We start from the raw sequence: 22748 nt of genomic DNA on the forward strand, positions 1-22748 counted from the left end.
TCGCCAATGCCCCCGCCCGTGCACTTTGCCTCGCTGCTGGACGCCCTGCCGCAACAGGTCTGGAAGGCCGACGCGCAAGGTCGCCTGCTGTGGATGAACGCGCGCCTGGCTGAAGCGCTGAACCGCCCCGCGCTGCCGCTGCCGCTCACGGGCTGCCTGCACGAGGACGACCGCGCCGCCTTCACCGCCGCCTGGGCCACGGCACAGCAGACAGGCCGCTTCGAGATGGAGTACCGGCTGGGCCACACCTGGGTGCGCGCCCAGGCGCAGCGCCTGCCGGACTCGCCGCTGTGGCTGGGCACGCACACCGACGTCGCGGCGCGGCGCGCGGCCGAGCTGCGGCTGAACGAGGCCGACGCCGTCTGGAAGCTGGCGCTGGAGAGCAGCGGCGACGGCGTGTGGGACTGGCATGTGCAGGCCGGCGTCGAGTATTTTTCAGATCGTTACCTGCGGCTGTACGGTTTCGAGCCCAGCGACGTGGAGGCCACGCCCGAGGCCTTCGATGCGCGCACCCATCCCGACGACCTGGCGCAGATGGCGCGCGACCGCGAGGACCATTTCGCCGGCCGCACGCCCGTCTACCGCAACGAGCACCGCGTGCAGGCCAAGGACGGCACGTGGAAATGGGTGCTGAGCCGCGGCATGGTCATCACCCGCGACGCGGACGGGCAGCCGCTGCGCATGGTGGGCACGCACACGGACATCACCGACCGCAAGCGCCAGGAGGCGCTGGTGTGGCAGCAGGCCCGCCTCGACACGCTGACCGGCCTGCCCAACCGCCGCTCGCTGCGAGAGCGCATCGAGCGGGCGCTGGCGCAGCGCGCGATGCGCGGCGAGGAACTGGCCGTCATGTTCGTGGACCTGGACCACTTCAAGGAGGTCAACGACTCGCTGGGCCATGACGTGGGGGATGCGCTGCTGGTGCAGGTGGCGCAGCGGTTGCAGGCCTGCATGCCGGCGGGCAGCGTCGTGGCGCGCATGGGCGGCGACGAATTCACCGTGCTGCTGGCCGCGGCCGATGCCGGCACCGAGGCGCAGCGCGTGGGCCACGAGCTGCTGCACACGCTGTCGGAGGCCTTCGAGGTGGCGGGCGAGCGCGTGTACGTGTCGGCCAGCGTCGGCGTGAGCCTGGCGCCGCGCGACGGGCTGGAGATCGAGGCGCTGTTCAAGCATGCCGACCTGGCGCTGTACGAGGCCAAGGGCGCGGGCCGCAACCGCATGAGCCTGTTCACGCCGGCGCTGCACGAGGCGGCGCAGCGGCGCACACGGCTGGCGGCCGAGTTGCGCGAGGCGCTGCGGCTGGGCCAGCTCAGCCTGGTCTACCAGCCCATGCTGTCGCTGCGCGACCCGGCCGCGCCGCCGCGCAAGGCCGAGGCGCTGCTGCGCTGGCGGCACCCGCAGCTGGGCGACGTGAGCCCGGCGCAGTTCATCCCCATCGCCGAGGCCACCGGCCTCATCGTCGACATCGGCGACTGGGTGTTCCGCGAGGCCGCGGCACAGGCGCTGGCCTGGCGGGCGGCCGGGCAGGCGGGCTTCCAGATCAGCATCAACAAGTCGCCGGTGCAGTTCCTTGGCGAGCGCAGCCACCGCGTGCAGCCGGACTGGGCCCGCCATCTGCGCGACATGGGCCTGACCGGCGATGCGCTGGCCGTGGAGATCACCGAGGGGCTGCTGCTGGAACGCGACGAGGCCGTCGCCGACCGGCTGCGCGCGCTGCGAGCGGCCGGGCTGTCGATCTCGCTGGACGACTTCGGCACAGGCTACTCATCGCTGAGCTATCTGCAGCACCACGAGATCGACACGGTGAAGATCGACCGCAGCTTCGTCGCCGGGCTGGCAGATGGCGGCAAGGCGCTGGCGCTGTGCCGGGCCATCGTGACGATGGCGCATGAGCTCGGCATGGAGGTCGTTGCCGAAGGGGTGGAGACGGAGGCGCAGATGCTGGCCCTGCGGGCAATGGGGTGCGACTGGGGGCAGGGGTGGTGGTTTGGGAAGGGCGTGCCGGCGGGGGAGTTTGAGGAGAGGTGGTTTTCTGCCAACCCTGCAGATTCGGTTGCCGCCACCACACGCTGAACGGCCCATCGAGGGCCATTCAGCGGGGACTCGGTCACCTCCGGCGACCCCGGCAGACGGTTCGCGCCAGGAGGCGCGAACCTTCACCGAGGCGGCGGACAAGCCGCAGGGCTTGTCCTCGGTCCCCGGTGACGTGCCCTTCGAGTCCTCTCCTGGGCCCCAAAACGCAAAAGGCCAGCACTTGCGTGCTGGCCTTTCTTGTTTGGTGCCCAGGAGAGGACTCGAACCTCCACGGAGTTACCCGCTAGTACCTGAAACTAGTGCGTCTACCAATTCCGCCACCTGGGCTTTCAGGAGCCTCGCAGTATAGCCCGGTTTTTCGGGCTCACAAGGAATTTCTTCAAATATCGAACTTGACGCCCTGGGCCAGCGGCAACTCGCTGGAGTAGTTCACCGTGTTGGTGGTGCGGCGCATGTAGGCCTTCCACGCGTCCGAACCGCTCTCGCGGCCGCCGCCGGTTTCCTTCTCGCCACCGAACGCGCCGCCGATCTCCGCACCGGACGTGCCGATGTTGACGTTGGCGATGCCGCAGTCGCTGCCCGCGGCACTCATGAAGGCCTCGGCCTCGCGGAGGTCCGTCGTGAAGATGGCCGACGACAGGCCTTGCGGCACGCCGTTCTGCAGCGCGATGGCTTCATCCAGCGTCGAGTACTTCAGCGTATAGAGGATGGGCGCGAAGGTCTCGTGGCAGACGACCTCGGTCTGCGACGGCATGCGCACCAGCGCCGGCTGGGCGTAGTACGCGTCGGGGAAACGGTCGGCCAGCGCACGCTCGCCGCCGGACACCTGGCCGCCCTGCTCGCGGGCCGCCTTCAGCGCGGCCTGCATCGCGTCGAACGCCTGCGCGTCGATCAGCGGGCCGATCAGCGTGCCCTGCTCCACCGGCGAGCCGATGGGCAGCTGCGCACGGGCGCGGTCCAGGCGCTCGACGAGGGCGTCGTGGATGCTCTCGTGCGCGATGACGCGGCGCGTCGTCGTGCAGCGCTGGCCGGCCGTGCCGTAGGCACCGAACAGGATGCCGCGCACGGCCAGCTCGAGGTCGGCGCTGGGCGTCACGATGATGGCGTTGTTGCCACCCAGTTCCAGCAGGCAGCGGCCGAAGCGCGCCGCCACGCGCGGGCCGACGGCGCGGCCCATGCGGGTGGAGCCGGTGGCACTGACGAGCGCGACGCGAGCGTCGTCCACCATCGCCTCACCGGCATCGGCGCGGCCGATGACCAGCTCGGACAGGCCGTCCGGCGCGGCGTGGCCCGCGGCGCGGTAGGCCTTCACGGCGCGCTCGAACAAGGCTTGCGTGGCCAGCGCGGTCAGCGGCGTCTTCTCGCTGGGCTTCCACACGCAGGCATCACCGGCGACCAGCGCCAGGGCCGAGTTCCAGGCCCACACGGCCACGGGGAAGTTGAACGCCGAGATGATGCCGACGACACCCAGCGGCAGCCACTGCTCCATCATGCGGTGGCCCGGGCGCTCGCTGGCGATGGTCAGGCCATGCAGCTGGCGGCTCAGGCCGACGGCGAACTCGCAGATGTCGATCATTTCCTGGACTTCGCCCAGGCCTTCGCTCGTCACCTTGCCGGCTTCGATGGACACCAGCTGCGCCAGCTGCGCCTTGTGCGCGCGCAGCTCCTCGCCGAACAGGCGCACGAGCTCGCCGCGCTTCGGGGCGGGCACGACGCGCCAGGCCTTGAACGCTTCATGAGCACGGCCCACGGCCGCCTGCATGTCGGCGGCGCTGGCGGTGGGCAGCTGAGCGAGCACGCTGCCATCGATGGGCGAGCGCACGGTCAGGTCGCCGGACGCCGGCAGGTGGACGCCGAGGGCGTCGAGAACGGAAAGGGTTTGTTGCTTCATGGTCGGCATTCTGCTCAGGAGATGGACTCGACCTGACGCGACTGCTGATACGCCGAGCCAAAGCGGTTGGCCAGGAAGTCGGGCAGCGCCACCTGCTCCTGGCGCACGAAGCCGCTCTGCGGCAGCGCTCCGGAGCGGAACAGGTCCACCGCGGCGCAGATGCCGGCGGCCGTCGTGATCTGGATGGCGGACAGCGGTTGCGCACCGTCGCGCGTGGCGAAGATCTTTCGCGCGAACACCTCCTGCAGCAGCACGCCGTTCTTCATGCCCGACACGGTGACGAAGACGAGCACCACGTCCTGCATCGTCGCCGGCATGCTCTTGCGCATGATGTCCTTCAGGTTGCCCTGGTCGCTCTTCAGGCCCAGGTCCCCGAGCAGGAACTGCATCAGGTCGCGGTGGCCGGGGTAGCGCACGGTCTTGTAGTCGAGGTTGCGCACCTTGCCCGCCCAGGTCTCGCACAGCGTGCCCAGGCCGCCTGAGGTGTTGAAGGCCTCGTACTCGGTGCCGTCCAGGCTGAAGTGCTCCAGGCCCTCCAGCGGCAGCGCGGCGATGGTCTCGCCCTCGTGGATGGCCTCGCAGGGGTGGCAGTACTCGTTGATGAGGCCGTCGACCGACCACGTCAGGTTGTACTTCAGCGCATTGGTCGGGAAGGCCGGCAGTGCGCCGACGCGCATCTGCACGTCGCGCACCGAGTCGAAGCCGCTGGCCAGGTGGTGGGCCACGATGCCGATGAAGCCCGGTGCCAGGCCGCACTGCGGCATGAAGGCGGTCTTGGCACCCACGGCCATCTTCTTGATGGCCTGGGTGGCGGCCACGTCTTCGGTCAGGTCGAAATAGTGGCAGCCGCACTCCAGCGCCAGCTCGGCGGCGGTGATGGCCAGGTGATAGGGCAGCGCGTTGACGACGGCGTCCTTGCCGCGCAGCTGGGCGGCCAGCGCGCCGCGGTTGTCGCTGTCCACCTCGGCCGTGGCGATGCCCTCGGCGGCCAGCACCTTCAGGTAGCCGGCGTTCTTGTCGAGCACGGTGACCTGGTAGTCGCCGGTGGCGTGCAGCAGGCGGGCGATGGTCTGGCCGATGTGGCCGGCGCCGAGCAGGGCGATCTTCATGAGGGGCTCCAGGCTGTGTTTGCGTTGGGCCGCACTCTAGGCAGAGGCGATGACGAAAGAAAGCGATGTTCCGACGAAAGCAATTGCGGATTCGTCGGATCGTCGCGATGATTCGCCGTTATGGATGAATTACGGGTAAATCCGCCCTCCTCGACCGACGACCTGGACCGCCGGCTGATCCTGCTGCTGCAGGCCAATGCGCGCGACAGCACGGCCACGCTGGCGCGCCGGCTGGGCGTGGCGCGCACCACCGTCGTCGCGCGGCTGGCGCGGCTGGAGGCCAGCGGCCGCATCGTCGGCTACACGGCGCGGCTGGGCGGCGACGAGGCGGGGCGCAGCGTGCAGGCCTTCGTCGGCATCACCGTCAGCCCCAAGGCCGGGCGCGAAGTCGTCAAGCGCCTGTCGGAACTGCCGGAGCTGCGCCAGCTCGCGTCCGTCAGCGGTGAATTCGACTACATGGCGCTGCTGCGCGCCGACACTACGGCCCGGCTCGACGCGCTGCTCGACGAGATCGGCGACATCGACGGCGTGCTGCGCACCAACAGTTCGGTGGTGCTGGCGCTGCGCGTGGACCGACAAACCTAGCCTCACGGAGATTCCCAACATGACCTGGTTGGCCCTCGGCCTCGCCCTCTTCCTCGGCATCCACCTGACCCGCGCCGTCGCGCCGCGCTGGCGCGAAGCCCGCATCGCCCGGCTGGGCGCAATGGGCTGGAAGGGCTTCTACACGGTGGTCTCGCTGACCGGCTTCGTGCTGATCCTGTGGGGCTACTCGCTGGCGCGCCAGCAGCCCGTCGTGCTGTGGCCGGCCATCCGCGGCATGAACCACGGCGCTGCCGCGCTGATGCTGGTGGCCATGGTGCTGATGGCCGCGGCCTACGTGCCGCGCAACCACTTCAAGGCCAAGCTGCAGCACCCGATGACGCTGTCGGTGAAGGTCTGGGCGTTCGCCCACCTGATCGCCAACAACACGCTGGCCGACGTGATGCTGTTCGGCAGCTTCCTGGTCTGGTCCATCCTCGTGTTCCGCGCCGCGCGGCGCCGGCCGGCGCCGGCCGTCGCGGCGCCGACGGCCGCGGGCACCGCAGCCACGGTCGTCGTCGGTGCCGCGCTGTGGGCCGTCATCGCGTTCTGGGCGCACGCGGCCTGGCTGGGCATCGCGCCGCTGGGGCGCTGAGCGCGGCTATTTGCAGCTGACGTCTTCGCCGCCCGCCAGCACCTGCGCGTCGGCCAGCACGAGCTGGTAAATGGCGTGCGGCCAGTGCTCGAACAGCTTTTTGCCGGCCAGCACCGGACAGCTTGACGTGCGCAGCAGCCGGTCTGAATCCGGGCGCATGAAGCCCATGCGGAACCGCACCGCCACCGGCAGCGGATTGCTGACCGTCAGCATCATGTCGGGCTTGCCCGGCAGTTGCTCGAACTTCAGTTCCAGCGTGGCCTCGGGCTTCTCGGGTCTGGCCACCGGGCGCAGCGTGAGCTTGGCGCCGTCGACTCTGGCCTCGACGTAGATCGTCTCGCCGCCGTAGACAGTCAACCAGCCATTGGGCAGCAGCACCGGCATGGGCGCCCCTCCGCGCTGCTCGAAGCCGTGCTGTGCGTCGACACGTAGCTGCACATCGGGCACGCGGCACAAGACCCTTTCACAGTACTCGGCCAGCCCAGGTGGATCGCCATCGGCAGCTGCCTGCACGGCGGCCAGGACGGGCAGAAGCGATGTCAGCAGGCGGAGATTCATCAGGCCGGCTTGTACCACCCGGCCCGCGTCCTTCAACATGGGGATCACTCTGGCCAAACACCTTGTCCCGGCTCCGGTCGGCGGTCCATCATCCGCCGCTCACCAGGAGATTCTCATGGCCACCGCGACCCGCAAGCCCGCTGCCAAGACCACCGCCCGCAAGGCCGCCGCCAACGCTGCCCCCACCCCCAAGCTCGACGCCCGCCCCGACCGGCTGGACCTGCGCGACCTCATGTACCGCGCGCCGCTGCGCTCGCTGCCGGCGCGCTGGCCGCTGGACGCCGACCTGAAGAAGCTGCTGCCGGCCTACGTCAAGTCGGGCCGCATCCTCAACCAGGGCAACGAAGGCGCCTGCACCGGCTTCGGCCTGGCCTGCGTGACCAACTACCTGTACTGGCTGCGCCACCTCGGCGCGCCGCGCAGCCAGATGCCCGCCCCGGTGAGCCCGCGCATGTTCTACGAGCTGGCCAAGCTGTACGACGAGTGGCCCGGCCAGGACTACGAAGGCTCCTCCTGCCGCGGCGCGCTGAAGGGCTGGCACAAGCACGGCGTGTGCTCGTCCACGCTGTGGCCCTACCCGCTGGACGACAACGGCGCCGGGGTCTTCCAGCGGCCGCTGGCCGGCTGGGACGAGGACGCCACGCGCCGCCCGCTGGGCGTGTACTACCGCGTCGAGAAGAAGAGCGTCGTCGACATGCAGTCGGCCATCTACGAGATCGGCGCCGTCTACGTGTCGGCCGACGTGCACGACGGCTGGGCGCTGGACGCCACGCCGCTGCCGGGCAGCCACGACAAGCTGCCCCGCATCGCACGCATGACGCAGAAGACCGGCGGCCACGCGTTCGCGCTGGTGGGCTTCAACGAACGCGGCTTCGTCGTGCAGAACAGCTGGGGCACCGACTGGGGTGCCAGCGGCTTCGCCGTGCTGCCGTATGAAGACTGGGTCACCAACGGCACCGATGCCTGGGCCGTGGCCCTGGGCGTGCCGCAGGACCTGTCGGACCTGACCTCGCGCCCGGCCCCGCCCGCGAAGGGGGCGAAGGGCGCCAAGGCCGCCGCCCGTGCCGCGGCCAGCGGCTTCCGCGTGATGGCCGGCCGCGGCCTGGCTGACGTGGCCGGCACGCTGCGCCAGGGCGACAACCCGCGCGACGACCCCTGGCCCGTCAACCACACGTTCACGCACAAGCCCTACCAGCCACTGCGCACCGACGAGGCCTACACACACACGCTGGTGTCGGGCAATGACGGCCAGCTGATGTCCACCGACTTCACGCGGGCCCGCAACGACCGCACGGGGCTGGCGCGCGAGATCGTCGTCGAGCGCCCGGCGGCCTGGTTCAAGGCCGGCAAGGACAAGACCGTCAAGCTCGCGATCTACGCCCACGGCGGGCTGAACTCCGAGCCGGCCTCCATCCAGCGCATCCGCGTGATGGCGCCCTACTTCCTGGCCAACGGCATCTACCCGCTGTTCTTCACGTGGAAGACCGGCCCGGTGGAGACGCTGAAGGACATGCTGGAAGACCTGAAGCACCGCGTCATCGCCGGCGACCGCAGCGAGGGCTGGCTGGACCGCCTGCGCGAGGCCGCCGCCGAGGCCAAGGACCGCGCCATCGAGGCCGTGGGCCGCCAGTTCGCGCGTGGCATCTGGAGCGAGATGCGCGAGAACGCGGCCGGCGGCGCCGCCGACGACCACGTGCTGGACCTCGCCGCCGACATGCTGCGCGAACTGCGCGACACGCTGGCCAAGAGCGGCAAGACGCTGGAGGTGCACCTCATCGGCCACTCGGCCGGCTCCATCCTGCTGGGCCACCTGCTGGGCCGCATGGCCGGCCCGACGCCGGTGCAGGCAGCCAGCTGCGAGCTGTACGCCGCGGCCTGCTCCAGCGGCTTTGCCGTGCAGCACTACGGCGCCGCGCACCAGGCCGGCGTGCTGTCGCTGCAGGCCCTGCGCCTGCATGTGCTGACGGACGCCAACGAACGCGCCGACGGCCTGCCCGACGCCGAGCGCGACATCTACGGCAAGTCGCTGCTGTACCTCGTGTCGCGCGCGCTGGACGACATCCGCAAGCAGCCGCTGCTGGGCATGGAGCGGGCGCTGGTGCCGGCCGACCCGGCCTGGTCCGGCGACCAGTGGGCCACGCAAGCGCAGCAGGACGTGCAGGCCTGGCTCAAGCTGTGGCCGGCCGGCGCGCTGCTGAACCGCGTGACGACGCCCAAGGTGCGCACGACCAAGACCGGCGACCAGATCGCCGCCAGCCACGGCAGCTTCGACAACAACATCGACGTGCTGACCGGCACGCTGGAGCGCATCCGCGGCGCCGCGCTGGTGGCGCCGATGGAGTGGCTGGACTATTGAAGGTATCGGCATACTGCGCGGCCATGCCTCCCCCCCCCGCCTAACGCCAACCTGCTGCGGATGGCCGCCCTCGCGGCCGCACTGCTCGTCAGCGGCTGCAGCAGCGTCGACAAGCCCGCCGCGCCCGAGCCCGAGTTCGTCGTGCACGAGAACCTGCTCGCGGCCGGCCGGGTCGACGCGCAGGCGCTGGCCCGCATGACGGCGCACGTGGGGCCGGACGGCCAGATCGTCTACCTGCACATGGCCCTGTGCTGCGACCAGTTCAACAAGGCCTACGACGCCGACGGCCGCTACCTGTGCGCGCCGTCCGGCGGTTTCACGGGCCAGGGCGACGGCCGCTGCCCGGCGTGGGTGCACCGGCTCAGGCCGCGCCCGCCGGACACGGCCGCCAGCAACCCCTGGCGTGTGCAGGACACGCTGTAGCGGGACAATCCGGCGCATGAAATACCTGCACACCATGGTCCGCGTCCATGACCTGGACGCCTCGATGAAGTTCTACCGCGACGCGCTCGGCCTCGTCGAGGTCAAGCGCTCCGAGCACGAGGCCGGCCGCTTCACGCTGGTCTACCTGGCAGCCCCGGGCGACGAGGACGCCCAGGTCGAGCTGACCTACAACTGGCCCGACGCCGACGGCAAGGCCGAGGTCTACACCGGTGGTCGCAACTTCGGCCACCTGGCCTACGCGGTGGACGACATCTACGCCGCCTGCCAGAAGTTCGTCGACCACGGCGTGCTCATCAACCGCCCGCCGCGCGACGGCCGCATGGCCTTCGTGCGCTCGCCCGACGGCATCTCCATCGAGCTGCTGCAGCGCGGCCCCGCGCTGGCACCGGCCGAGCCGTGGGCGTCGATGCCCAACACCGGCGCCTGGTAAGTCACAACGCGAGGGTGTCGGCCCAGATGTTCTCGGCCCAGCCCAGCGCGAACGCGGCCTCCTGAGCGCTGGCCGCGGCCGACACGCCGCCCGCGCCGGGCACCGGCTTCATCGTCTTCTCGGCGGCGTCGTACTGGTGCACCGACGCCACGTGCATGGCCTCGGTCGGCGTCGTGAAGCTGTAGCAGGTGTTCATCACCACGGGCGCCGGGTTCACCGCCTCGCCCTTCAGCAGCGCCAGCACGGCCGCCGCGGCCACCTTGGCCTGCTGGTTGGCGAGGTGGCCCGACTTGGGCATGCCGGGCGCGGACATCAGCGCGTCACCCACCACGTGCACGCCCGGCGCCACCTGCGCCTGCATCGTCAGCCAGTCCACGCCCACCCAGCGGCGGTTCACGTTGGCGAAGTCTTTCGCCAGATCACCCGCGCGCTGCGGCGGGATCAGGTTCAGCACGTCGGCCTTCACATCCTCGAACTCGAAGCGCGCGACGCTGCCGGCGACCTCCTTCAGCTCGGCATTGGGCCGGTACTCCAGCACGCCGGCGTGCGCTTGAGCGAACGCGCGCTCGAACAGCGCCTTCTTGCTCTGCACCTCGGGGTTGGCGTCCAGCAGCAGCAGCTTGGCCCGCGGCTTGGCACGGCGCAGGAAGGACGCGATCAGGCAGGCGCGCTCGTACGGCCCGGGCGGGCAGCGGTACGGCGCCTTGGGGATGCTCATCAGCACGACGCCGCCGTCCGGCAGGTCGGCCAGCTGGCGGCGCAGCGCCAGCGTCTGCGCGCCGGCCTGCCACGCGTGCACGGCGCGGCCGCTGTCGTAGGCCGCGGCGAGGCCGGGGATGCCGTCCAGCGTGAAGGCGATGCCCGGCGCCAGCACGAGGCGGTCCCAGTGCAGTGTGTCGCCGCTGGCCAGGCGCACGGTCCTGCCCGCGGGGTCGATGGCGACGACGTCGCCGCGCACGCGCTGCACGCCCTGCGCCTCCAGGCCCGCGTAGCCGTGCGCGATGCTGAGCGGCTCGCGCACGCCGGCGACGACGAGGTTGGACATCGGGCAGGAGATGAAGCCCTCGTGGCGCTCCACCAGCGTCACGTCGACGTCGGCACCGCCCCACAGCTTCAGGTAGCGCGCCGCCGTCGCGCCGCCGAAGCCGCCGCCCACGACGACGACGCGGCCCAGCCGCGCCGTGCTGCGGGTCGTCGCGCAGCCCGCCAGCGCAAGGCCGCCTGCCGCCACGAGGTGACGGCGCCCGATCATGGCTTGGCCTGCGCGGCAGGGAGTGACGAGAAATAGGCCGCCACGAGGCGCAGCTGCGCTTCCGTGTAGCCCTTGGTGATCTGCGGCATCACGGTGCCCGGCTGGCGGCCGCTGCGGTAGTCGTCCAGCAGTTCCAGCATCACGTCGGCCTTCATGCCGGCCAGCGGCGGCAGCGCGGTGCCGCGCGGGCGGCCGTGGGTGCCGTGGCAGTTGGCGCAGGTGGCGGCCAGTTGCCGGCCGGCGTTCAGGTCTTGCGCCAGCGCCGGCGCACACAGCAGCAGCAACCACCAGGCCTTCATGCCCGCACTCCTTCAGAGTTTGTGGGACCGGTCTCCGCGTTCAAAACCGATGGCGTCGAACGGCGCATTCAGCGGCGCGAAGCCCACCACCTTGAACAGCTCGCCCATCTCGTGCTCGGCCAGCAGGCGGTGCGCCATCGCGCGCTCGCCGAGGCTGGCGCCCTGCAGCAGCTCGGCGATGCCACAGTTGAGCAGGAAATTGGCCTGGCTGGTGTAGCCCAGCACGACGAGGCCGGCGTCCTGCCCGGCCAGCGCGATGCCGGTGAAGTTGACGTGCGCCGTGATGTCCTTGTCGCCCACGGCCACCAGCGGGTCGGCGTCGGCCAGGTGGCCCTGGTGGCACATCAGCGTGCCGCCGCGGCGCTGCGGGTGGTAGTACTCGGCCTCGGGGAAGCCGTAGTCGATGAAGAAGGCCGCGCCGCGCCGCAGCTTGCGCGCCAGCGTGCGCGTGAAGGCCTCGGCCTGCGGATGGATCTCGGTGACGGTGTCGGGTACGAAGCCCGTCTCCAGCGGCGGGCGCAGCATGCTGTCGCGGTCCGCGAACGCGAAACCCTCGCCGGCCGCGACGACACCGCGCTCGCGCCAGGTCTGGCCGTCGAACGCGATCAGCTGCACGGGCATCGCGTCCAGCACCTCGTTGCCGACGAGGACGGCGTCGATGTGCTCGGGCAGCGCGTCCAGCCACTCGACGCGGTCGGCCCACGCGGCCAGCCGCTCGCGCTGGCGCTCGCGCAGCTCGGCCGACAGCTCGACGATGCGGTAGCGCGCCAGGCCGGCGCCCAGCGCATCCAGCTCGGCAATCAGGTGCGCGGCCAGCGCGCCGGAGCCGGCGCCGAACTCCATCACGTCGGTGCAGCCGCTGGCGCGCAGCGCCTGCGCCACCTGGCGGGCCAGCGCGCGGCCGAACAGCGGCGACATCTCGGGCGCGGTGACGAAGTCGGAGCCCTGCGACGGCAACAGGCCGAACTTGCGCCGGCCGCCGGTGTAGTAGCCCAGGCCGGGCTCGTACAAAGCCATGGCCATGAAGCAGTCGAAGGGCAGCCAGCCGTCGGCGTTGGCGATGGCCTGCCGGATCAGGGCCGGCAGCGACGAGGACGGATCAGGCGCGGACATGGGCCATTCTCGCCGGCCACCTCAACGGGCCTTGACCCAGGCCTCGAAGTCACCGGCCGACATGGGGGAACCCACCAGCTCGCCCTGGAACTGCTGGCAGCCCCAGGCAGCCAGCAGCTGCCACTGCGCGGCGCTGCGCACGCCCTCGGCGGTGACGGTCAGGCCCAGGCCCACGGCCATCTGCACGATGGCGCGCGTGATGGCCTGCGCGCCGACGTCGTCGGGCAGGCGGGCGGTGAAGCTCTGGTCGATCTTGAGCTTGTCCAGCGGCAGCTCGGTCAGGTGGGCCAGCGAGGTGTAGCCGGTGCCGAAGTCGTCCACCGACACGGTCAGGCCCATCGCGCGCAGCTGCGCCAGCGTGGCGGGCGCGTGCTCGATGTCCTCGATCAGCATGCGCTCCGTCAGCTCCAGCTCCAGCCACTGGCCCTGCGCACCGGACTCCTCCAGCACGTGCTTCACCGTGTCGGCAAAGCCGTCCAGGTTGAACTGCATGCGCGACAGGTTGACGGCGATGCGCATCGGCCCGTGGCCCTGCGTGATGCCCTGCTCGCGCCAGCGCCGCGCGGTGGCCGCGGCCTCGCGCATGACCCACTCGCCCAGCGCCAGCATCAGCCGGTGTCGCTCAGCGACGAAGATGAACGCGTCGGGGCTGAGCAGCCCGCGCTGCGGGTGGCGCCAGCGCAGCAGCGCCTCGGCGCCGGAGAGCTGGCCCGTCGTCGCCTCCACCTGCGGCTGGAAGAACAGCTCGAACTCGTTGCGCGTCAGCCCCTGCGCCAGCTCGGCCTCCAGCACGAGGTCGGCATAGGCCGTCTCGGCCAGCGCCGGTTCGAAGAACTGGTAGGTCGCACGGCCCCGGGCCTTGGCACGGTACATGGCCGTGTCGGCATGCTGGATGAGCTCGTCGGCCTGGCGGCCGTCGTCCGGGAACACGGCCACGCCGATGGACGGCGTGACGGACAGCGCGCGGCCGTCGGCCTTCACCGGCACCTCGACGACGGACAGCAGCGCCTCCAGCACGACGATGATGTCGGCGCGCGTCGTCAGGTCGGTCAGCAGCACGACGAACTCGTCGCCGCCGAAGCGCCCCACCAGGTCGCTGCCGCGCAGCGCGCCGATGATGCGTTCGGACACGGTCGTCAGCACCTGGTCGCCTTCGAGGTGACCCAGCGAGTCGTTGACGCGCTTGAAGTTGTCCAGGTCGATGAACAGCAGCGCCAGCATCTCGCCGTGGCGCTGCGCGCGCTTCAGGAAGCCGCCCATGCGCTCCATGAAGGCGGCGCGGTTGAGCAGGCCGGTCAGCGAATCGTGGTGGGCGAGGTGCTGGATGCGGGCCTCGCTGTCCAGCCGGTCGCTGATGTCGCGGACGACGGCCATGCGCAGCTTCTCGCCGTCATGCTCGATGGTGCGCATGATGAGCTCCACCGGGACGCGCGAGCCGTCGCGGTGCTTGATGGCCGTCTCGTAGCGCAGCTCCTGCGCCTGCATCATCACCTCGCGCACCTTGGCCAGCTCGTCGTCGACGACGTAGGACAGCACATGCTGGCCGATCAGCGCCTCGGCCGGCCAGCCCGTCATCGCGCACAGCCGCTGGTTCACGTCGGTCATGTAGCCGTCGCGGTGGAACAGGATGCCCTCCACGGTGGCCTGCATGAACTTGTGCAGCCGCGCCTCGGACTCGCGCAGGCGCCGCTCGGCCAGGCGGTGGCGGGTGATGTCGTAGACCAGCACCCAGCTGCCCATCAGCACGCCGGCCTCGTCGAACTGCGGGATCAGGTGGATCTCCAGGCAGGCCCATTCGCCGCCCGGCTGCACCAGCTCGCGCTCGTAAACGACGGGCCGCAGCTCGCGCACCAGCTGGTCCACCCAGTGCCGCACCTGCTCGTAGGCGGCCGCACCGACGATGTCGCTGAAGTGCAGGCCGATGATGGAGTCCTGCGTCAGCCCGAACGCCTCGGCATAGCCGCGGTTGGCGAACAGGCAGTGGTGGTCCGCCGCGCCGTACAGCGCGATCCAGGCCGGCACGTGGTCGGCCAGCATGCGGAAACGCGCGGCGTCCAGCGCCTGGCGTTCGAGGTCGGCGTTGTCGAGCACGCTCACGACGTCGTCCGCATCGCCAGGCGCAGGTCGTCCCAGGCACCGGCCTTGTCGGCGGGCGAGCGCAGCAGGTAGGCCGGCGGGTAGGTCACCACCACCGGCAGCCCCTGCCACTGGTGCACGCGGCCGCGCAGCCTGCCCAGCGGCTCAGCCAGGCCCGTGAGCCGGCGCGCGGCCTGCAGGCCCATGGCCAGCACGAGCCGGGGCTGCAGCAGCGCCACCTGACGGGCCAGCACGGCCTCGCAGGCGTCCAGCTCGGCCGGCTGCGGCGCGCGGCCGCGGGGCGGGCGGCACTTGACGATGGGCGTCACGAACGCGGTGGCGGCCTCGCCCTGGCGGGTGTGACCGGCGGCCAGCAGCATGCGGTCCAGCAGCCGGCCGGCGTCACCGCCCAGCGCCTCGCCGGAGGCGTCGTCGGCCTCGTCGGGCGGATCCATGACGACCAGCCACTGCGCCTGCTGCACGGCACCGTTGCCGTAGACGGCGTGGCGGCGCTGCTCGCACAGGCCGCAGGCACGGCAGGTGGCGACGGCCTCGCGCAGCGCGGCACCGTCCAGGTCTGCGAAGCTGGCAGGCACGGGCGCGGCCACGCGCGGCGACGCGACCGGTGCGGCAACTGGCGCCGCAACAGGTGCAGCGATCGGTGCGGCCGCCGGCGCGGCCACCGGTGCGCGCGCCACCACCGGCGCGGGCGACGGGGCGCGTTCGGCGACGGCGACGTCGCTGCCCTCGGGCTCATCGGCCGCGGCGGCCTCGACCGCGCGCGGCGGCAGCCGGAAGCCCATCTCGGCCAGCATGGCCCGTTGGCGCTCGTCCCAGGTCATGCCAGCCCCTCGCCCGTCATGCCGCCACCATCAGGCTCATCAGCACCGCATCCTCGCGCGGCCCCTCGGTCACCGGGTAGTACGCGCGGCGCTTGCCGACCTCGGCGAAGCCGTAGCGGCGGTAGACCTCGCGCGCCCGCTCGTTGCCGACGCGCACCTCCAGCCACAGCTGCATGAGGCCACGCTGGCGGCAGGCGGCGACGAGGCGGTCCAGCATGGCCACGGCCAGGCCGCGCCCCTGCCAGGCCGGCGCCACGGTGATGTTGAGCAGGTGCAACTCGTCCACGCCCGGCATCGCCACCCAGTAGCCCAGCAGTTCCGAATGCCCCCAGGGCCGGGCTACACCCGGCCCGCCCCCCGAGGGGGTCAAGCCCACTTGGGGCGGCCCGGCGTGGGCTCGGGCCCGCGGGCCGCGCAGCACCTCGGCCGGATAGCCGGCGGCCAGCGAGTCGACGAAGTTGCCGTGCGTCCACGGCACCGGATAGGCCTGGCGCTCGACGGCCAGGACCTCGGTCAGGTCGGGCACGCGCATGCCGTCGGCTTCCCAGGGCGGCTGGGCGCAGTCCAGTTGGGCACTCATGACGCCAGGGCCTTCTGCTCGCGCTCGGCCGTCGTCAGCGCCACCTTGTCGCGCACGTAGACGGGCAGCGCGTCGGCGGCGTCCAGCGTCTCGCCGCGTTGCCAGGCCGCCTGCGCCAGCGCGGCCAGCGCGGCAGCGCGGGAGCGGGCCTGCGGCCACGCGTTGGCCAGCGTGCCCAGCACCGCGGCGTACTCGGTCAGCGCGGTGCCGGCCACGGCGGCCGGCTGGCCCCAGTGGGCGGCCAGCGCGTCGGGCGCATAGAGCGCCGGTGCTTCGATCACCTGCCAGGCGCCGCCGGCCCAACGGTAGCGGGCCGCGTAGATCTCGCCGATGCGGGCGTCCATCGCCACCCAGACGTCGTCGCCGGCGCCCTGCGCGCGGGCGTCCTCGGCCACCAGCATCAGGCTGTCGACGGCCAGCACGGGCTTGCCCAGCCCGAAGGCCAGGCCCTGGGCGACGGCACAGGCGGTGCGCAGGCCGGTGAACGCGCCGGGCCCCTGGCCGAAGGCGATGGCGTCCAGGTCATCCATGGCCACGCCGGCACCGGCCAGCAAGGCCCGGATCTCGGGCAGCAGGCGCGCCGAGGCCTGGGCGCCGCCGGCCGCCTCGAACACCTTCGTCTGCTCCGGCGTCACGAGGGCCAGGGCCATCGTGTCGGTGGAGCTGTCGAGGGCGAGCAAAAAGGGCATCGAGGGAGTTTACCGTCGGGGTCCCCGGCGGCGCCCCATCCGGCGCCTACAGCAGGCCGGGGTTGCGCTGCCAGACGGCCCAGGTCAACGCCGAGGCGAAACTGACCCACGCCAGGTAAGGCAGCAACAGCAGCGCCGCGCCGCGGTGTAGGCGCCAGAACGCGGCGCCGGTGGCGGCGATCATCAGCCACAGCAGCAGCACCTCGGCAAACGCCAGCGCCCCCTGGTGCCAGCCGAAGAACAGCCACGACCACAGCGCGTTGGCCACCAGTTGCGCGACGTACAGCGCCAACGCGCCACCCACACGCCGCGACGGCCGCTCCCGCCACACCAGCCAGGCCGCCATGCCGATCAGCGTGTACAGGACCGACCAGACCGGCCCGAACACCCAGGCCGGCGGCGCCCAGCCGGGCTTGTCCAACTGGCCGTAGAAGACCGGCGCGTCCAGGGACGCCACCGCCCCGGCAGCGGCGGCCACGAACGTGACCGCGAGCCACCCGGCCAGCCCGAGGCCCTGGGACAGCCGGGAATGGCGGGATGAGGCGGCGGGGTTCACGTCGGCATTTCTCCTGATGGGGTCGCCACGATAAGCCCGCGGCCGCACGCCCCATCCGCCATTCGCACGGCCCGGGCTGCCATTCGCCCGCCGGCAGGGCCGCAGCCACGCGCCGGCATGGACCATGGCGACATGAAACCTCTGCTGCACACCCTCAAGGCCCACCGCGGCTTTCTCCTCTTCATGCTGGGCCTGGCGGTGTTCCGCACCGCCGTGGCGGACTGGAACCCCATCCCGTCGGCGTCCATGCGGCCCACGCTGCTGGAGGGCGACGTGGTGCTCGTCAACCGGCTGGCCTACGACCTCAAGCTGCCGCTGACCGACGTGGTGCTACTGCCGCTGGCTGAGCCGCGCCGCGGCGACGTCGTCACGTTCAGCTCGCCCAAGGACGGCACGCGGCTCATCAAGCGCATCGTGGGCCTGCCGGGTGACCGTGTCGCGATGCAGGGTGACGTCGTCGTGCTGAACGGCCAGCCGCTGGGCTACGCCGGCGCGCGCACGCACGGCGAGACGGTGGCCCCCGGCTGGGTGGTGGACGCCGTGCGCCAGACCGAAGACCTCGCCGGCCACCCACACGCCGTGCAGTGGCTGCCGGCGCTGGCCGCGCGGCGCGACATGGCCGAGTTCACCGTGCCGCCGGGCCGCTACTTCATGCTGGGCGACAACCGCGACAACAGCGAGGACTCGCGCTTCATCGGCACCGTGCCGCGCGAGCGCCTCATCGGCCGAGCCCACCATGTGCTGGTGGCGGCCGACTGGCTGGGCGAGGACGGCTGGCGCCTGGCGCCGCGCTTCGGCCGCTGGGCGTCGGCCATCCAGTGAGGCGGGGCGGCCATGCTGTGCTTCCACCATCCCCGCCCGGTCATCGACCGCCGGCCGGTGGCCGAGCTGACGGTGCGCTGCCCGCAGCCGGCACCGGCCGCCACGCAGACGCTGCGCGAACGCCCGCCGGCGCAGCCCCTCAGACCGGCTGCCGGTAGCGCTGCCCCCTGAAGCGCAGCACCAGCTCGCGCGGGCCGATCTTCTCCAGCACCAGGTCGGCGCCGGGCTTGCCGCCCTCGCGCATGACCTCGCCGTTGATGATGACGAAGCGGCTGGCCGGGTCGTCCGAATAGACCGCGCCGCTGATGACCAGCCTGGGCAGCTCGCGGCGCAGGTTCTCGGGCAGCTCGGCCACCCGCGGAATGGGCGCCTCGGCGGCCGGCACCGGCGGCGGGGCCTGCGGCGCGGGTGCCGGCGCGGTAGCCACGGGCACCGGCACTGGCGGCGGTGCGGGCGGCAGATAGGGCGAAGCGGACGCCGGCGGGGCCGACGGCACCGGGGCGGGCGCGGGTGCGGGCTGAGTGACCGGCGCGGGCGCCGGTGCCGCGGGCAACGGCGCCGCGGGGGCCGGTGGCGGCACGGCGGCATCGCGCGCAGCGCCGGCCCACCAGCTGCCGGCGCCGATGCCGGCCAGCAGCAGCAGGCCGGCGCCCGCCCAGGGCCCCCAGCGGCGCGGGCTGGTGCCGCGCGCGGCCGCGGTGCCGGGCGGCGCGGTGTGCAGGCCCGGCACCTGGCCGCGCTCGCGTTCGCGGTCGGCTTCGGCACGGCGCAGGGCGTCGAGGATGTAGGACATGGTGGTCTCTCGCGTTCAGCGCGCCGCGTCGAGATGCGGCTCGGGCACGCCGGCGGCGCGGTTGATCTGCATCAGCGTGACGGGGCCCACGCGGCCGTCCGGCTGCAGGCCCTGGCTGGCCTGGAAGGCCTGCACCTGGCGGGTCAGCTCGGCCAGGCCGGGCCGCTGCGCCGGCGCGGACGCGCCCGCGACGCCGGCCAGCTGCGCCGCCATCCAGTCGCGCAGCGGGCCCATGCTCTCGCCCCGGCTGGCATAGCCCGGCGGCACGCGCCAGAAGGTCGTGAACTCGCCGCGCCAGGCCGGTGCCAGCTCGGCCAGCGCGACGCGGCGCGGCCGGCCTTCCACCAGCAGCGTGGCGTGCGGGCCGTCCAGCCCCACCAGCGCGGCCAGCGCGGCGGGCTGGCCCGGGCGCTGCAGCGTCAGCAGCACGGGGCGGTCCATCAGGCGGATCAGCGACAGGCTGCCGTTGCCGCTGCGGTAGCACTGCAGGCCGCGCTGCGCGGCGGTGGCACAGGGGTCGGCCTGGGGCGGCAGCGGCAGGCCCCAGCGCTGCGCCAGCGCGGCCCAGGCGTCGCCGTCGCGCGGCGCCCAGTCGGCCAGCTGCAGCGGCTCGGGCGCGCTCGCGGCGGGCGCAGGCTGGGAAGCCGCACTGGCGGCAGGCGCGGCGGCCGAGGCCGCGCTGGCCGGCGCTGAAGCGGCGGAGGCCGCTGCCGCGACGGCGGCCGCCTTCTGCGCCCGACCGGCCTGCCAATGCTTCTGCAGCGCCCAGGTCAGCCCCGCGCCGGCAATGGCCGCGGACGCCACGGCCACGCCGATGGCCGCCGGCCGCCACCCGCGCCGGCGACGCCGCACGGGCCGGGTGTCGAACACCTCGGCCGCGGCCTGGCGCACGATGGCAGCGCCCACCTGTGCCTGCCCGCCCGCGTAGCCGCCCAGCAGCGCACGGTCGCACAGCAGGTTGATGCGGCGCGGCACGCCGCGCGTGAGCTGGTGGATGAGGCGCAGCGCCCGGCCGTCGAACGGCAGCGCGCCGGTGAGGCCGGCCACGGTGAGGCGGTGGCGGATGTACTGCGCCGTCTCGGCCTCGGACAGCGCGCCGAGGTGGAAGCGCGCGATGACGCGCTGCGCCAGTTGCTCCAGCTCGGGCCGCGCCAGCATGTCGCGCAGCTCCGGCTGGCCGATCAGCACCACCTGCAGCAGCTTGCGTTCGGCCGTCTCCAGGTTGGTCAGCAGGCGCAACTGCTCCAGCACGTCGGCCGACAGGTTCTGCGCCTCGTCGATGATGAGCACGTTGTTGCGCCCGGCCGCGTGCTGGGCCAGCAGGAAGGCGTTCAGCGGGTCGACGTAGTCCTTCACCGTCAGCGCGCCGGCCGGCACGGCCACGTGGAATTCGTCGCAGATCGCCTGCAGCAGCTCGTGGACGGTGAGCTTGGGGTTGAAGATGTAGGCGACGTTGCAGTTCGCCGGGATCTGCTCCAGGAAGCAGCGGCACACGGTGGTCTTGCCGGCGCCGATCTCGCCGGTCAGCAGCACGAAGCCGCCGCCGCCGTCCAGGCCGTACAGCAGGTGGGCCAGCGCCTCGCGGTGGCGCTCGCTCATGAACAGGTAATGCGGGTCCGGCGCGATCGAGAACGGCGCTTGCCGCAGGCCGAAGAAGGTCGCGTACATGGGGCGGCAGGATAACCAGGGCCGCGAGCATCCATACTGGGCGCATGAAAGCACGCATCGGCATCATCGGCACGGGCTGGGTCGGCACCAGCGTCGCCTTCTCCACGCTGCTGGCCGGCCACGCCGGCGAACTCTGGCTGAACGACCAGCGCGGCGACGTCGCCGAGGGTGAGGCCATGGACCTGGCCGACGGCGCCGCCTTCTACCCGGCCTGCGACGTGCGCGCCGTGCCGCTGGCGCAGATGCGCGAGGCCGACATCGTCGTGCTGGCCGCGGGCCGCAACGGCCGGCCGGACGAAAGCCGGTTGGACCTGCTGCGCGACAACGCACGCATCGCCGCCGGCGTCGGCCGCGCGCTGGCGGGCTTCCCCGGCATCGTGCTCGTCGTCACCAACCCGGTGGATGTGCTGACCCGCGTCGTGCAGGCGGCCAGCGGGCTGCCGCCGGAGCGCGTCATCGGCACCGGCACGCTGCTGGACACGGCGCGGCTGCGCGAGCGGCTGGCGGTGAAGCTGGGCGTGTCGCCGCAGTCCGTGCATGCGCTGGTGGTGGGCGAGCATGGCGACTCGTCGGTGCCGCTGTGGTCGGCCGCGCGGGTGGGCGGCGTGGCGCTGCGCGACTGGCCCGGCTGGCGCGTGGACGAGGAGCCGGCGCTGGCCCAGGCGGTGCGCCGCGCGGCCTACGAGGTCATCCGCCGCAAGGGCGCCACCAACCACGCCATCGGTCTCGTGACGGCGGAGCTGATCGGCTGCATCGTCAACGACGAGCAGCGGCTGCTGCCGGTCAGCCGCGTGCAGGACGACGGCATCGCGCTGTCGCTGCCGGCGCTGGTGGGCGCGGGCGGCGCCCGGCCCGTCACGGCGCCGGCGATGGACCGCGCCGAGCGCGAGGCGCTGGTGGCGTCCAGCGAGGTGCTGGACCGCGCGTTCGGCTCGCTCAGCGGGTCCTGAAGCGGCCCACCAGCTCGTTGAGCCGGCCGGCCTGGGACTTCAGGCTCTCGGCCGCGGCGGCGCCCTCCTCCACCAGCGCGGCGTTCTGCTGCATGGACTGGTCCAGCCGGTCCACCGAGTCGGCGATCTCGCGCAGCCCGGCGCTCTGCGTGCGGGCCAGCTCGGTGGCGTCCTTGATGAGGTGGGCCACCCGCTCCACGTTGGCGACGACGTCCTGCATCTGCGTGCCGGCGTCGTTGACGAGGCGCGAGCCGGCATCCACCTGCTCCACGCTGGCGCCGATCAGCGTCTTGATCTCCTTGGCCGCCTCGGCGCTGCGCTGCGCCAGGTGCCGCACCTCGCTCGCGACGACGGCGAAGCCACGGCCCTGCTCGCCGGCACGCGCCGCCTCGACGGCCGCGTTCAGCGCCAGGATGTTGGTCTGGAACGCGATGCCGTCGATGACACCGATGATGTCGGCGATCTTGCGGCTGCTCTGGCTGACGCCATTCATCGCGTCCACCGCATTCAGCACCACGCCACCGCTCTCGCGCGCCTGGAGCGACGTGCTCTGCGCCAGCGCGCTGGCCTCGTCCATCGCCTCGCTGCTGTGGCGCGCGGCCTCGGTCATCTGCCGCATGGAGCTGGCGGCCTGCTGCAGGTCGGCGCTGCCCTGCTCGGTGCGCTGCGACAGGTCGAGGTTGCCGGCCGCGATCTCGGTGGCCGCCGTGTTGACCTGCTCGGCGCCGTCGCGCAGCGTGCTCATCATGTTGCGCAGCGTGTCCTGCAGCTTCACGAGCGCCGACATGCCGGCCCGCGCGCTGGAGTTGCCGCGCAGCGGGATGTCCTCGCGCAGGTCGCCGTCGCTCATGCGGTGGGCGCCACTGAGCAGGTCGGTCAGGAAGGTGCCGACGCTCTTGGCGCCGTCCAGATAGACGAAGGCGATCAGCCCGCCCAGCACCAGGCAGCCGCCGATGAGCCAGCCGGCCGGCATGCCATACAGCACGCCGGCGATGACGTAGACCTGCAGCGCGACGGACAGCCCCAGGTAGAGAGCCAGGCGCTGGGCGATCGAGAGGTTGGCGAACATCGAGACGGTCTCCTTCGGCTGAGGGGAAGACCCAATTTAG

Annotated in this window: 22 protein-coding genes and 1 tRNA gene; 8 read left to right on the forward strand and 15 right to left on the reverse strand. The window is 72.2% G+C overall.

Going from position 1 to position 22748, the window contains the following annotated elements; genetic code table 11:
- Window positions 1–18: 18 nt before the first annotated feature.
- Complete coding sequence (locus AC1Q7O_RS15950; protein ID WP_492658082.1) at window positions 19–2073, forward strand: putative bifunctional diguanylate cyclase/phosphodiesterase; 2055 nt, start codon at window positions 19–21, stop codon at window positions 2071–2073.
- Window positions 2074–2276: 203 nt separating this feature from the next.
- Here the strand turns inward: AC1Q7O_RS15950 and AC1Q7O_RS15955 are convergent.
- The 3 genes from AC1Q7O_RS15955 to AC1Q7O_RS15965 form a co-directional block, all read right to left on the reverse strand.
- Window positions 2277–2361 (reverse strand) — tRNA-Leu (locus tag AC1Q7O_RS15955).
- 52 nt (window positions 2362–2413) lie between these two features.
- The gene (amaB, locus tag AC1Q7O_RS15960) at window positions 2414–3934 is read right to left on the reverse strand and encodes an L-piperidine-6-carboxylate dehydrogenase (protein ID WP_492658083.1); all 1521 of its coding nucleotides are present in this window, start codon (window positions 3932–3934) and stop codon (window positions 2414–2416) included.
- Window positions 3935–3939: 5 nt separating this feature from the next.
- Window positions 3940–5034, reverse strand: coding sequence for a saccharopine dehydrogenase family protein (locus AC1Q7O_RS15965; RefSeq protein ID WP_492658084.1), 1095 nt, complete (start codon window positions 5032–5034; stop codon window positions 3940–3942).
- Between the two features lie 120 nt (window positions 5035–5154).
- Between AC1Q7O_RS15965 and AC1Q7O_RS15970 the strand changes: the two genes are divergently transcribed.
- Together AC1Q7O_RS15970 and AC1Q7O_RS15975 are read left to right on the forward strand one after the other, a co-directional pair.
- Window positions 5155–5619: an Lrp/AsnC family transcriptional regulator gene (locus tag AC1Q7O_RS15970; protein WP_492658085.1), complete on the forward strand. Its 465-nt coding sequence runs from the start codon at window positions 5155–5157 to the stop codon at window positions 5617–5619.
- Window positions 5620–5638: 19 nt separating this feature from the next.
- Window positions 5639–6211: an NnrU family protein gene (locus AC1Q7O_RS15975; protein WP_492658086.1), complete on the forward strand. Its 573-nt coding sequence runs from the start codon at window positions 5639–5641 to the stop codon at window positions 6209–6211.
- A gap of 6 nt (window positions 6212–6217) precedes the next feature.
- Here the strand turns inward: AC1Q7O_RS15975 and AC1Q7O_RS15980 are convergent, their stop codons facing one another.
- Window positions 6218–6808, reverse strand: coding sequence for a hypothetical protein (locus AC1Q7O_RS15980; protein WP_492658087.1), 591 nt, complete (start codon window positions 6806–6808; stop codon window positions 6218–6220).
- 76 nt (window positions 6809–6884) lie between these two features.
- Between AC1Q7O_RS15980 and AC1Q7O_RS15985 the strand changes: the two genes are divergently transcribed.
- The 3 genes from AC1Q7O_RS15985 to AC1Q7O_RS15995 are packed head-to-tail and all read left to right on the forward strand — an operon-like array spanning window position 6885 to window position 9999.
- Window positions 6885–9125, forward strand: coding sequence for a C1 family peptidase (locus AC1Q7O_RS15985; protein ID WP_492658088.1), 2241 nt, complete (start codon window positions 6885–6887; stop codon window positions 9123–9125).
- A 60-nt stretch (window positions 9126–9185) separates the two neighbouring features.
- Entirely contained in the window at window positions 9186–9548 is a 363-nt protein-coding gene (locus AC1Q7O_RS15990) for a DUF6970 domain-containing protein (RefSeq protein ID WP_492658089.1), read from the forward strand.
- Window positions 9549–9564: 16 nt separating this feature from the next.
- A complete protein-coding gene (locus AC1Q7O_RS15995; protein ID WP_492658090.1) occupies window positions 9565–9999 on the forward strand; it encodes a VOC family protein in 435 nt (144 codons plus the stop codon).
- Window position 10000: 1 nt separating this feature from the next.
- On the opposite strand, the gene AC1Q7O_RS16000 is transcribed toward AC1Q7O_RS15995, so the two are convergent.
- The 8 genes from AC1Q7O_RS16000 to AC1Q7O_RS16035 are packed head-to-tail and all read right to left on the reverse strand — an operon-like array spanning window position 10001 to window position 17406.
- Window positions 10001–11251 (reverse strand): FCSD flavin-binding domain-containing protein, encoded by a 1251-nt coding sequence (locus tag AC1Q7O_RS16000; RefSeq protein ID WP_492658091.1) that lies wholly within the window; start codon window positions 11249–11251, stop codon window positions 10001–10003.
- Window positions 11248–11550 (reverse strand): c-type cytochrome, encoded by a 303-nt coding sequence (locus AC1Q7O_RS16005; RefSeq protein ID WP_492658092.1) that lies wholly within the window; start codon window positions 11548–11550, stop codon window positions 11248–11250. The genes AC1Q7O_RS16000 and AC1Q7O_RS16005 overlap by 4 nt, the downstream gene beginning before the upstream one ends.
- A 12-nt stretch (window positions 11551–11562) precedes the next feature.
- Window positions 11563–12663, reverse strand: a complete 1101-nt coding sequence (locus AC1Q7O_RS16010) for a class I SAM-dependent methyltransferase (RefSeq protein WP_492658093.1) — start codon at window positions 12661–12663, stop codon at window positions 11563–11565.
- A 21-nt stretch (window positions 12664–12684) separates the two neighbouring features.
- Window positions 12685–14760: a putative bifunctional diguanylate cyclase/phosphodiesterase gene (locus AC1Q7O_RS16015; protein WP_492658094.1), complete on the reverse strand. Its 2076-nt coding sequence runs from the start codon at window positions 14758–14760 to the stop codon at window positions 12685–12687.
- A complete protein-coding gene (locus AC1Q7O_RS16020) occupies window positions 14757–15581 on the reverse strand; it encodes a uracil-DNA glycosylase (protein WP_492658095.1) in 825 nt (274 codons plus the stop codon). The genes AC1Q7O_RS16015 and AC1Q7O_RS16020 overlap by 4 nt, the downstream gene beginning before the upstream one ends.
- Before the next feature lie 16 nt (window positions 15582–15597).
- A complete protein-coding gene (locus AC1Q7O_RS16025; protein ID WP_492658096.1) occupies window positions 15598–16161 on the reverse strand; it encodes a GNAT family N-acetyltransferase in 564 nt (187 codons plus the stop codon).
- Window positions 16158–16850, reverse strand: coding sequence for a tRNA (adenosine(37)-N6)-threonylcarbamoyltransferase complex dimerization subunit type 1 TsaB (gene tsaB, locus AC1Q7O_RS16030; protein WP_492658097.1), 693 nt, complete (start codon window positions 16848–16850; stop codon window positions 16158–16160). Before tsaB ends, AC1Q7O_RS16025 begins: the two co-directional genes overlap by 4 nt.
- Before the next feature lie 46 nt (window positions 16851–16896).
- Window positions 16897–17406 (reverse strand): TspO/MBR family protein, encoded by a 510-nt coding sequence (locus tag AC1Q7O_RS16035; RefSeq protein ID WP_492658098.1) that lies wholly within the window; start codon window positions 17404–17406, stop codon window positions 16897–16899.
- 132 nt (window positions 17407–17538) lie between these two features.
- On the opposite strand from AC1Q7O_RS16035, the gene lepB reads away from it, so the two are divergent.
- Window positions 17539–18228, forward strand: a complete 690-nt coding sequence (gene lepB / locus AC1Q7O_RS16040; RefSeq protein ID WP_492658099.1) for a signal peptidase I — start codon at window positions 17539–17541, stop codon at window positions 18226–18228.
- 139 nt (window positions 18229–18367) lie between these two features.
- Here the strand turns inward: lepB and AC1Q7O_RS16045 are convergent, their stop codons facing one another.
- Together AC1Q7O_RS16045 and AC1Q7O_RS16050 are read right to left on the reverse strand one after the other, a co-directional pair.
- A complete protein-coding gene (locus AC1Q7O_RS16045; RefSeq protein ID WP_492662725.1) occupies window positions 18368–19021 on the reverse strand; it encodes a general secretion pathway protein GspB in 654 nt (217 codons plus the stop codon).
- A gap of 15 nt (window positions 19022–19036) precedes the next feature.
- On the reverse strand, window positions 19037–20689 hold the full coding sequence (locus AC1Q7O_RS16050) for an ExeA family protein (RefSeq protein WP_492662563.1): 1653 nt from the start codon (window positions 20687–20689) through the stop codon (window positions 19037–19039).
- 44 nt (window positions 20690–20733) lie between these two features.
- Here AC1Q7O_RS16050 and AC1Q7O_RS16055 point away from each other — a divergent pair, with 44 nt between their 5' ends.
- Window positions 20734–21639: a lactate/malate family dehydrogenase gene (locus AC1Q7O_RS16055; protein ID WP_492662562.1), complete on the forward strand. Its 906-nt coding sequence runs from the start codon at window positions 20734–20736 to the stop codon at window positions 21637–21639.
- Here the strand turns inward: AC1Q7O_RS16055 and AC1Q7O_RS16060 are convergent.
- Window positions 21626–22708 (reverse strand): methyl-accepting chemotaxis protein, encoded by a 1083-nt coding sequence (locus AC1Q7O_RS16060; protein WP_492662561.1) that lies wholly within the window; start codon window positions 22706–22708, stop codon window positions 21626–21628. The two genes, AC1Q7O_RS16055 and AC1Q7O_RS16060, sit on opposite strands and share 14 nt — an antisense overlap.
- Window positions 22709–22748: the final 40 nt, after the last annotated feature.

The sequence above is a fragment of the Roseateles sp. GW823-FHT07B05 genome (assembly GCF_058794515.1).

What these genes read in the sequence shown, in the direction of transcription:
- AC1Q7O_RS16000 (WP_492658091.1), bottom strand. Translation starts at nt 11,251, where the DNA reads ATGATCGGGCGCCGTCACCTCGTGGCGGCAGGCGGCCTTGCGCTGGCG.
- AC1Q7O_RS15990 (WP_492658089.1), top strand. Translation starts at nt 9,186, where the DNA reads ATGGCCGCCCTCGCGGCCGCACTGCTCGTCAGCGGCTGCAGCAGCGTC.
- AC1Q7O_RS16050 (WP_492662563.1), bottom strand. Translation starts at nt 20,689, where the DNA reads ATGTACGCGACCTTCTTCGGCCTGCGGCAAGCGCCGTTCTCGATCGCG.
- AC1Q7O_RS15995 (WP_492658090.1), top strand. Translation starts at nt 9,565, where the DNA reads ATGAAATACCTGCACACCATGGTCCGCGTCCATGACCTGGACGCCTCG.
- AC1Q7O_RS16055 (WP_492662562.1), top strand. Translation starts at nt 20,734, where the DNA reads ATGAAAGCACGCATCGGCATCATCGGCACGGGCTGGGTCGGCACCAGC.
- AC1Q7O_RS16005 (WP_492658092.1), bottom strand. Translation starts at nt 11,550, where the DNA reads ATGAAGGCCTGGTGGTTGCTGCTGCTGTGTGCGCCGGCGCTGGCGCAA.
- AC1Q7O_RS16020 (WP_492658095.1), bottom strand. Translation starts at nt 15,581, where the DNA reads ATGACCTGGGACGAGCGCCAACGGGCCATGCTGGCCGAGATGGGCTTC.
- AC1Q7O_RS16025 (WP_492658096.1), bottom strand. Translation starts at nt 16,161, where the DNA reads ATGAGTGCCCAACTGGACTGCGCCCAGCCGCCCTGGGAAGCCGACGGC.
- AC1Q7O_RS15965 (WP_492658084.1), bottom strand. Translation starts at nt 5,034, where the DNA reads ATGAAGATCGCCCTGCTCGGCGCCGGCCACATCGGCCAGACCATCGCC.
- AC1Q7O_RS15975 (WP_492658086.1), top strand. Translation starts at nt 5,639, where the DNA reads ATGACCTGGTTGGCCCTCGGCCTCGCCCTCTTCCTCGGCATCCACCTG.
- AC1Q7O_RS16060 (WP_492662561.1), bottom strand. Translation starts at nt 22,708, where the DNA reads ATGTTCGCCAACCTCTCGATCGCCCAGCGCCTGGCTCTCTACCTGGGG.
- AC1Q7O_RS15985 (WP_492658088.1), top strand. Translation starts at nt 6,885, where the DNA reads ATGGCCACCGCGACCCGCAAGCCCGCTGCCAAGACCACCGCCCGCAAG.
- AC1Q7O_RS15970 (WP_492658085.1), top strand. Translation starts at nt 5,155, where the DNA reads ATGGATGAATTACGGGTAAATCCGCCCTCCTCGACCGACGACCTGGAC.
- AC1Q7O_RS15980 (WP_492658087.1), bottom strand. Translation starts at nt 6,808, where the DNA reads ATGTTGAAGGACGCGGGCCGGGTGGTACAAGCCGGCCTGATGAATCTC.
- amaB (WP_492658083.1), bottom strand. Translation starts at nt 3,934, where the DNA reads ATGCCGACCATGAAGCAACAAACCCTTTCCGTTCTCGACGCCCTCGGC.
- tsaB (WP_492658097.1), bottom strand. Translation starts at nt 16,850, where the DNA reads ATGCCCTTTTTGCTCGCCCTCGACAGCTCCACCGACACGATGGCCCTG.
- AC1Q7O_RS16045 (WP_492662725.1), bottom strand. Translation starts at nt 19,021, where the DNA reads ATGTCCTACATCCTCGACGCCCTGCGCCGTGCCGAAGCCGACCGCGAA.
- lepB (WP_492658099.1), top strand. Translation starts at nt 17,539, where the DNA reads ATGAAACCTCTGCTGCACACCCTCAAGGCCCACCGCGGCTTTCTCCTC.
- AC1Q7O_RS16010 (WP_492658093.1), bottom strand. Translation starts at nt 12,663, where the DNA reads ATGTCCGCGCCTGATCCGTCCTCGTCGCTGCCGGCCCTGATCCGGCAG.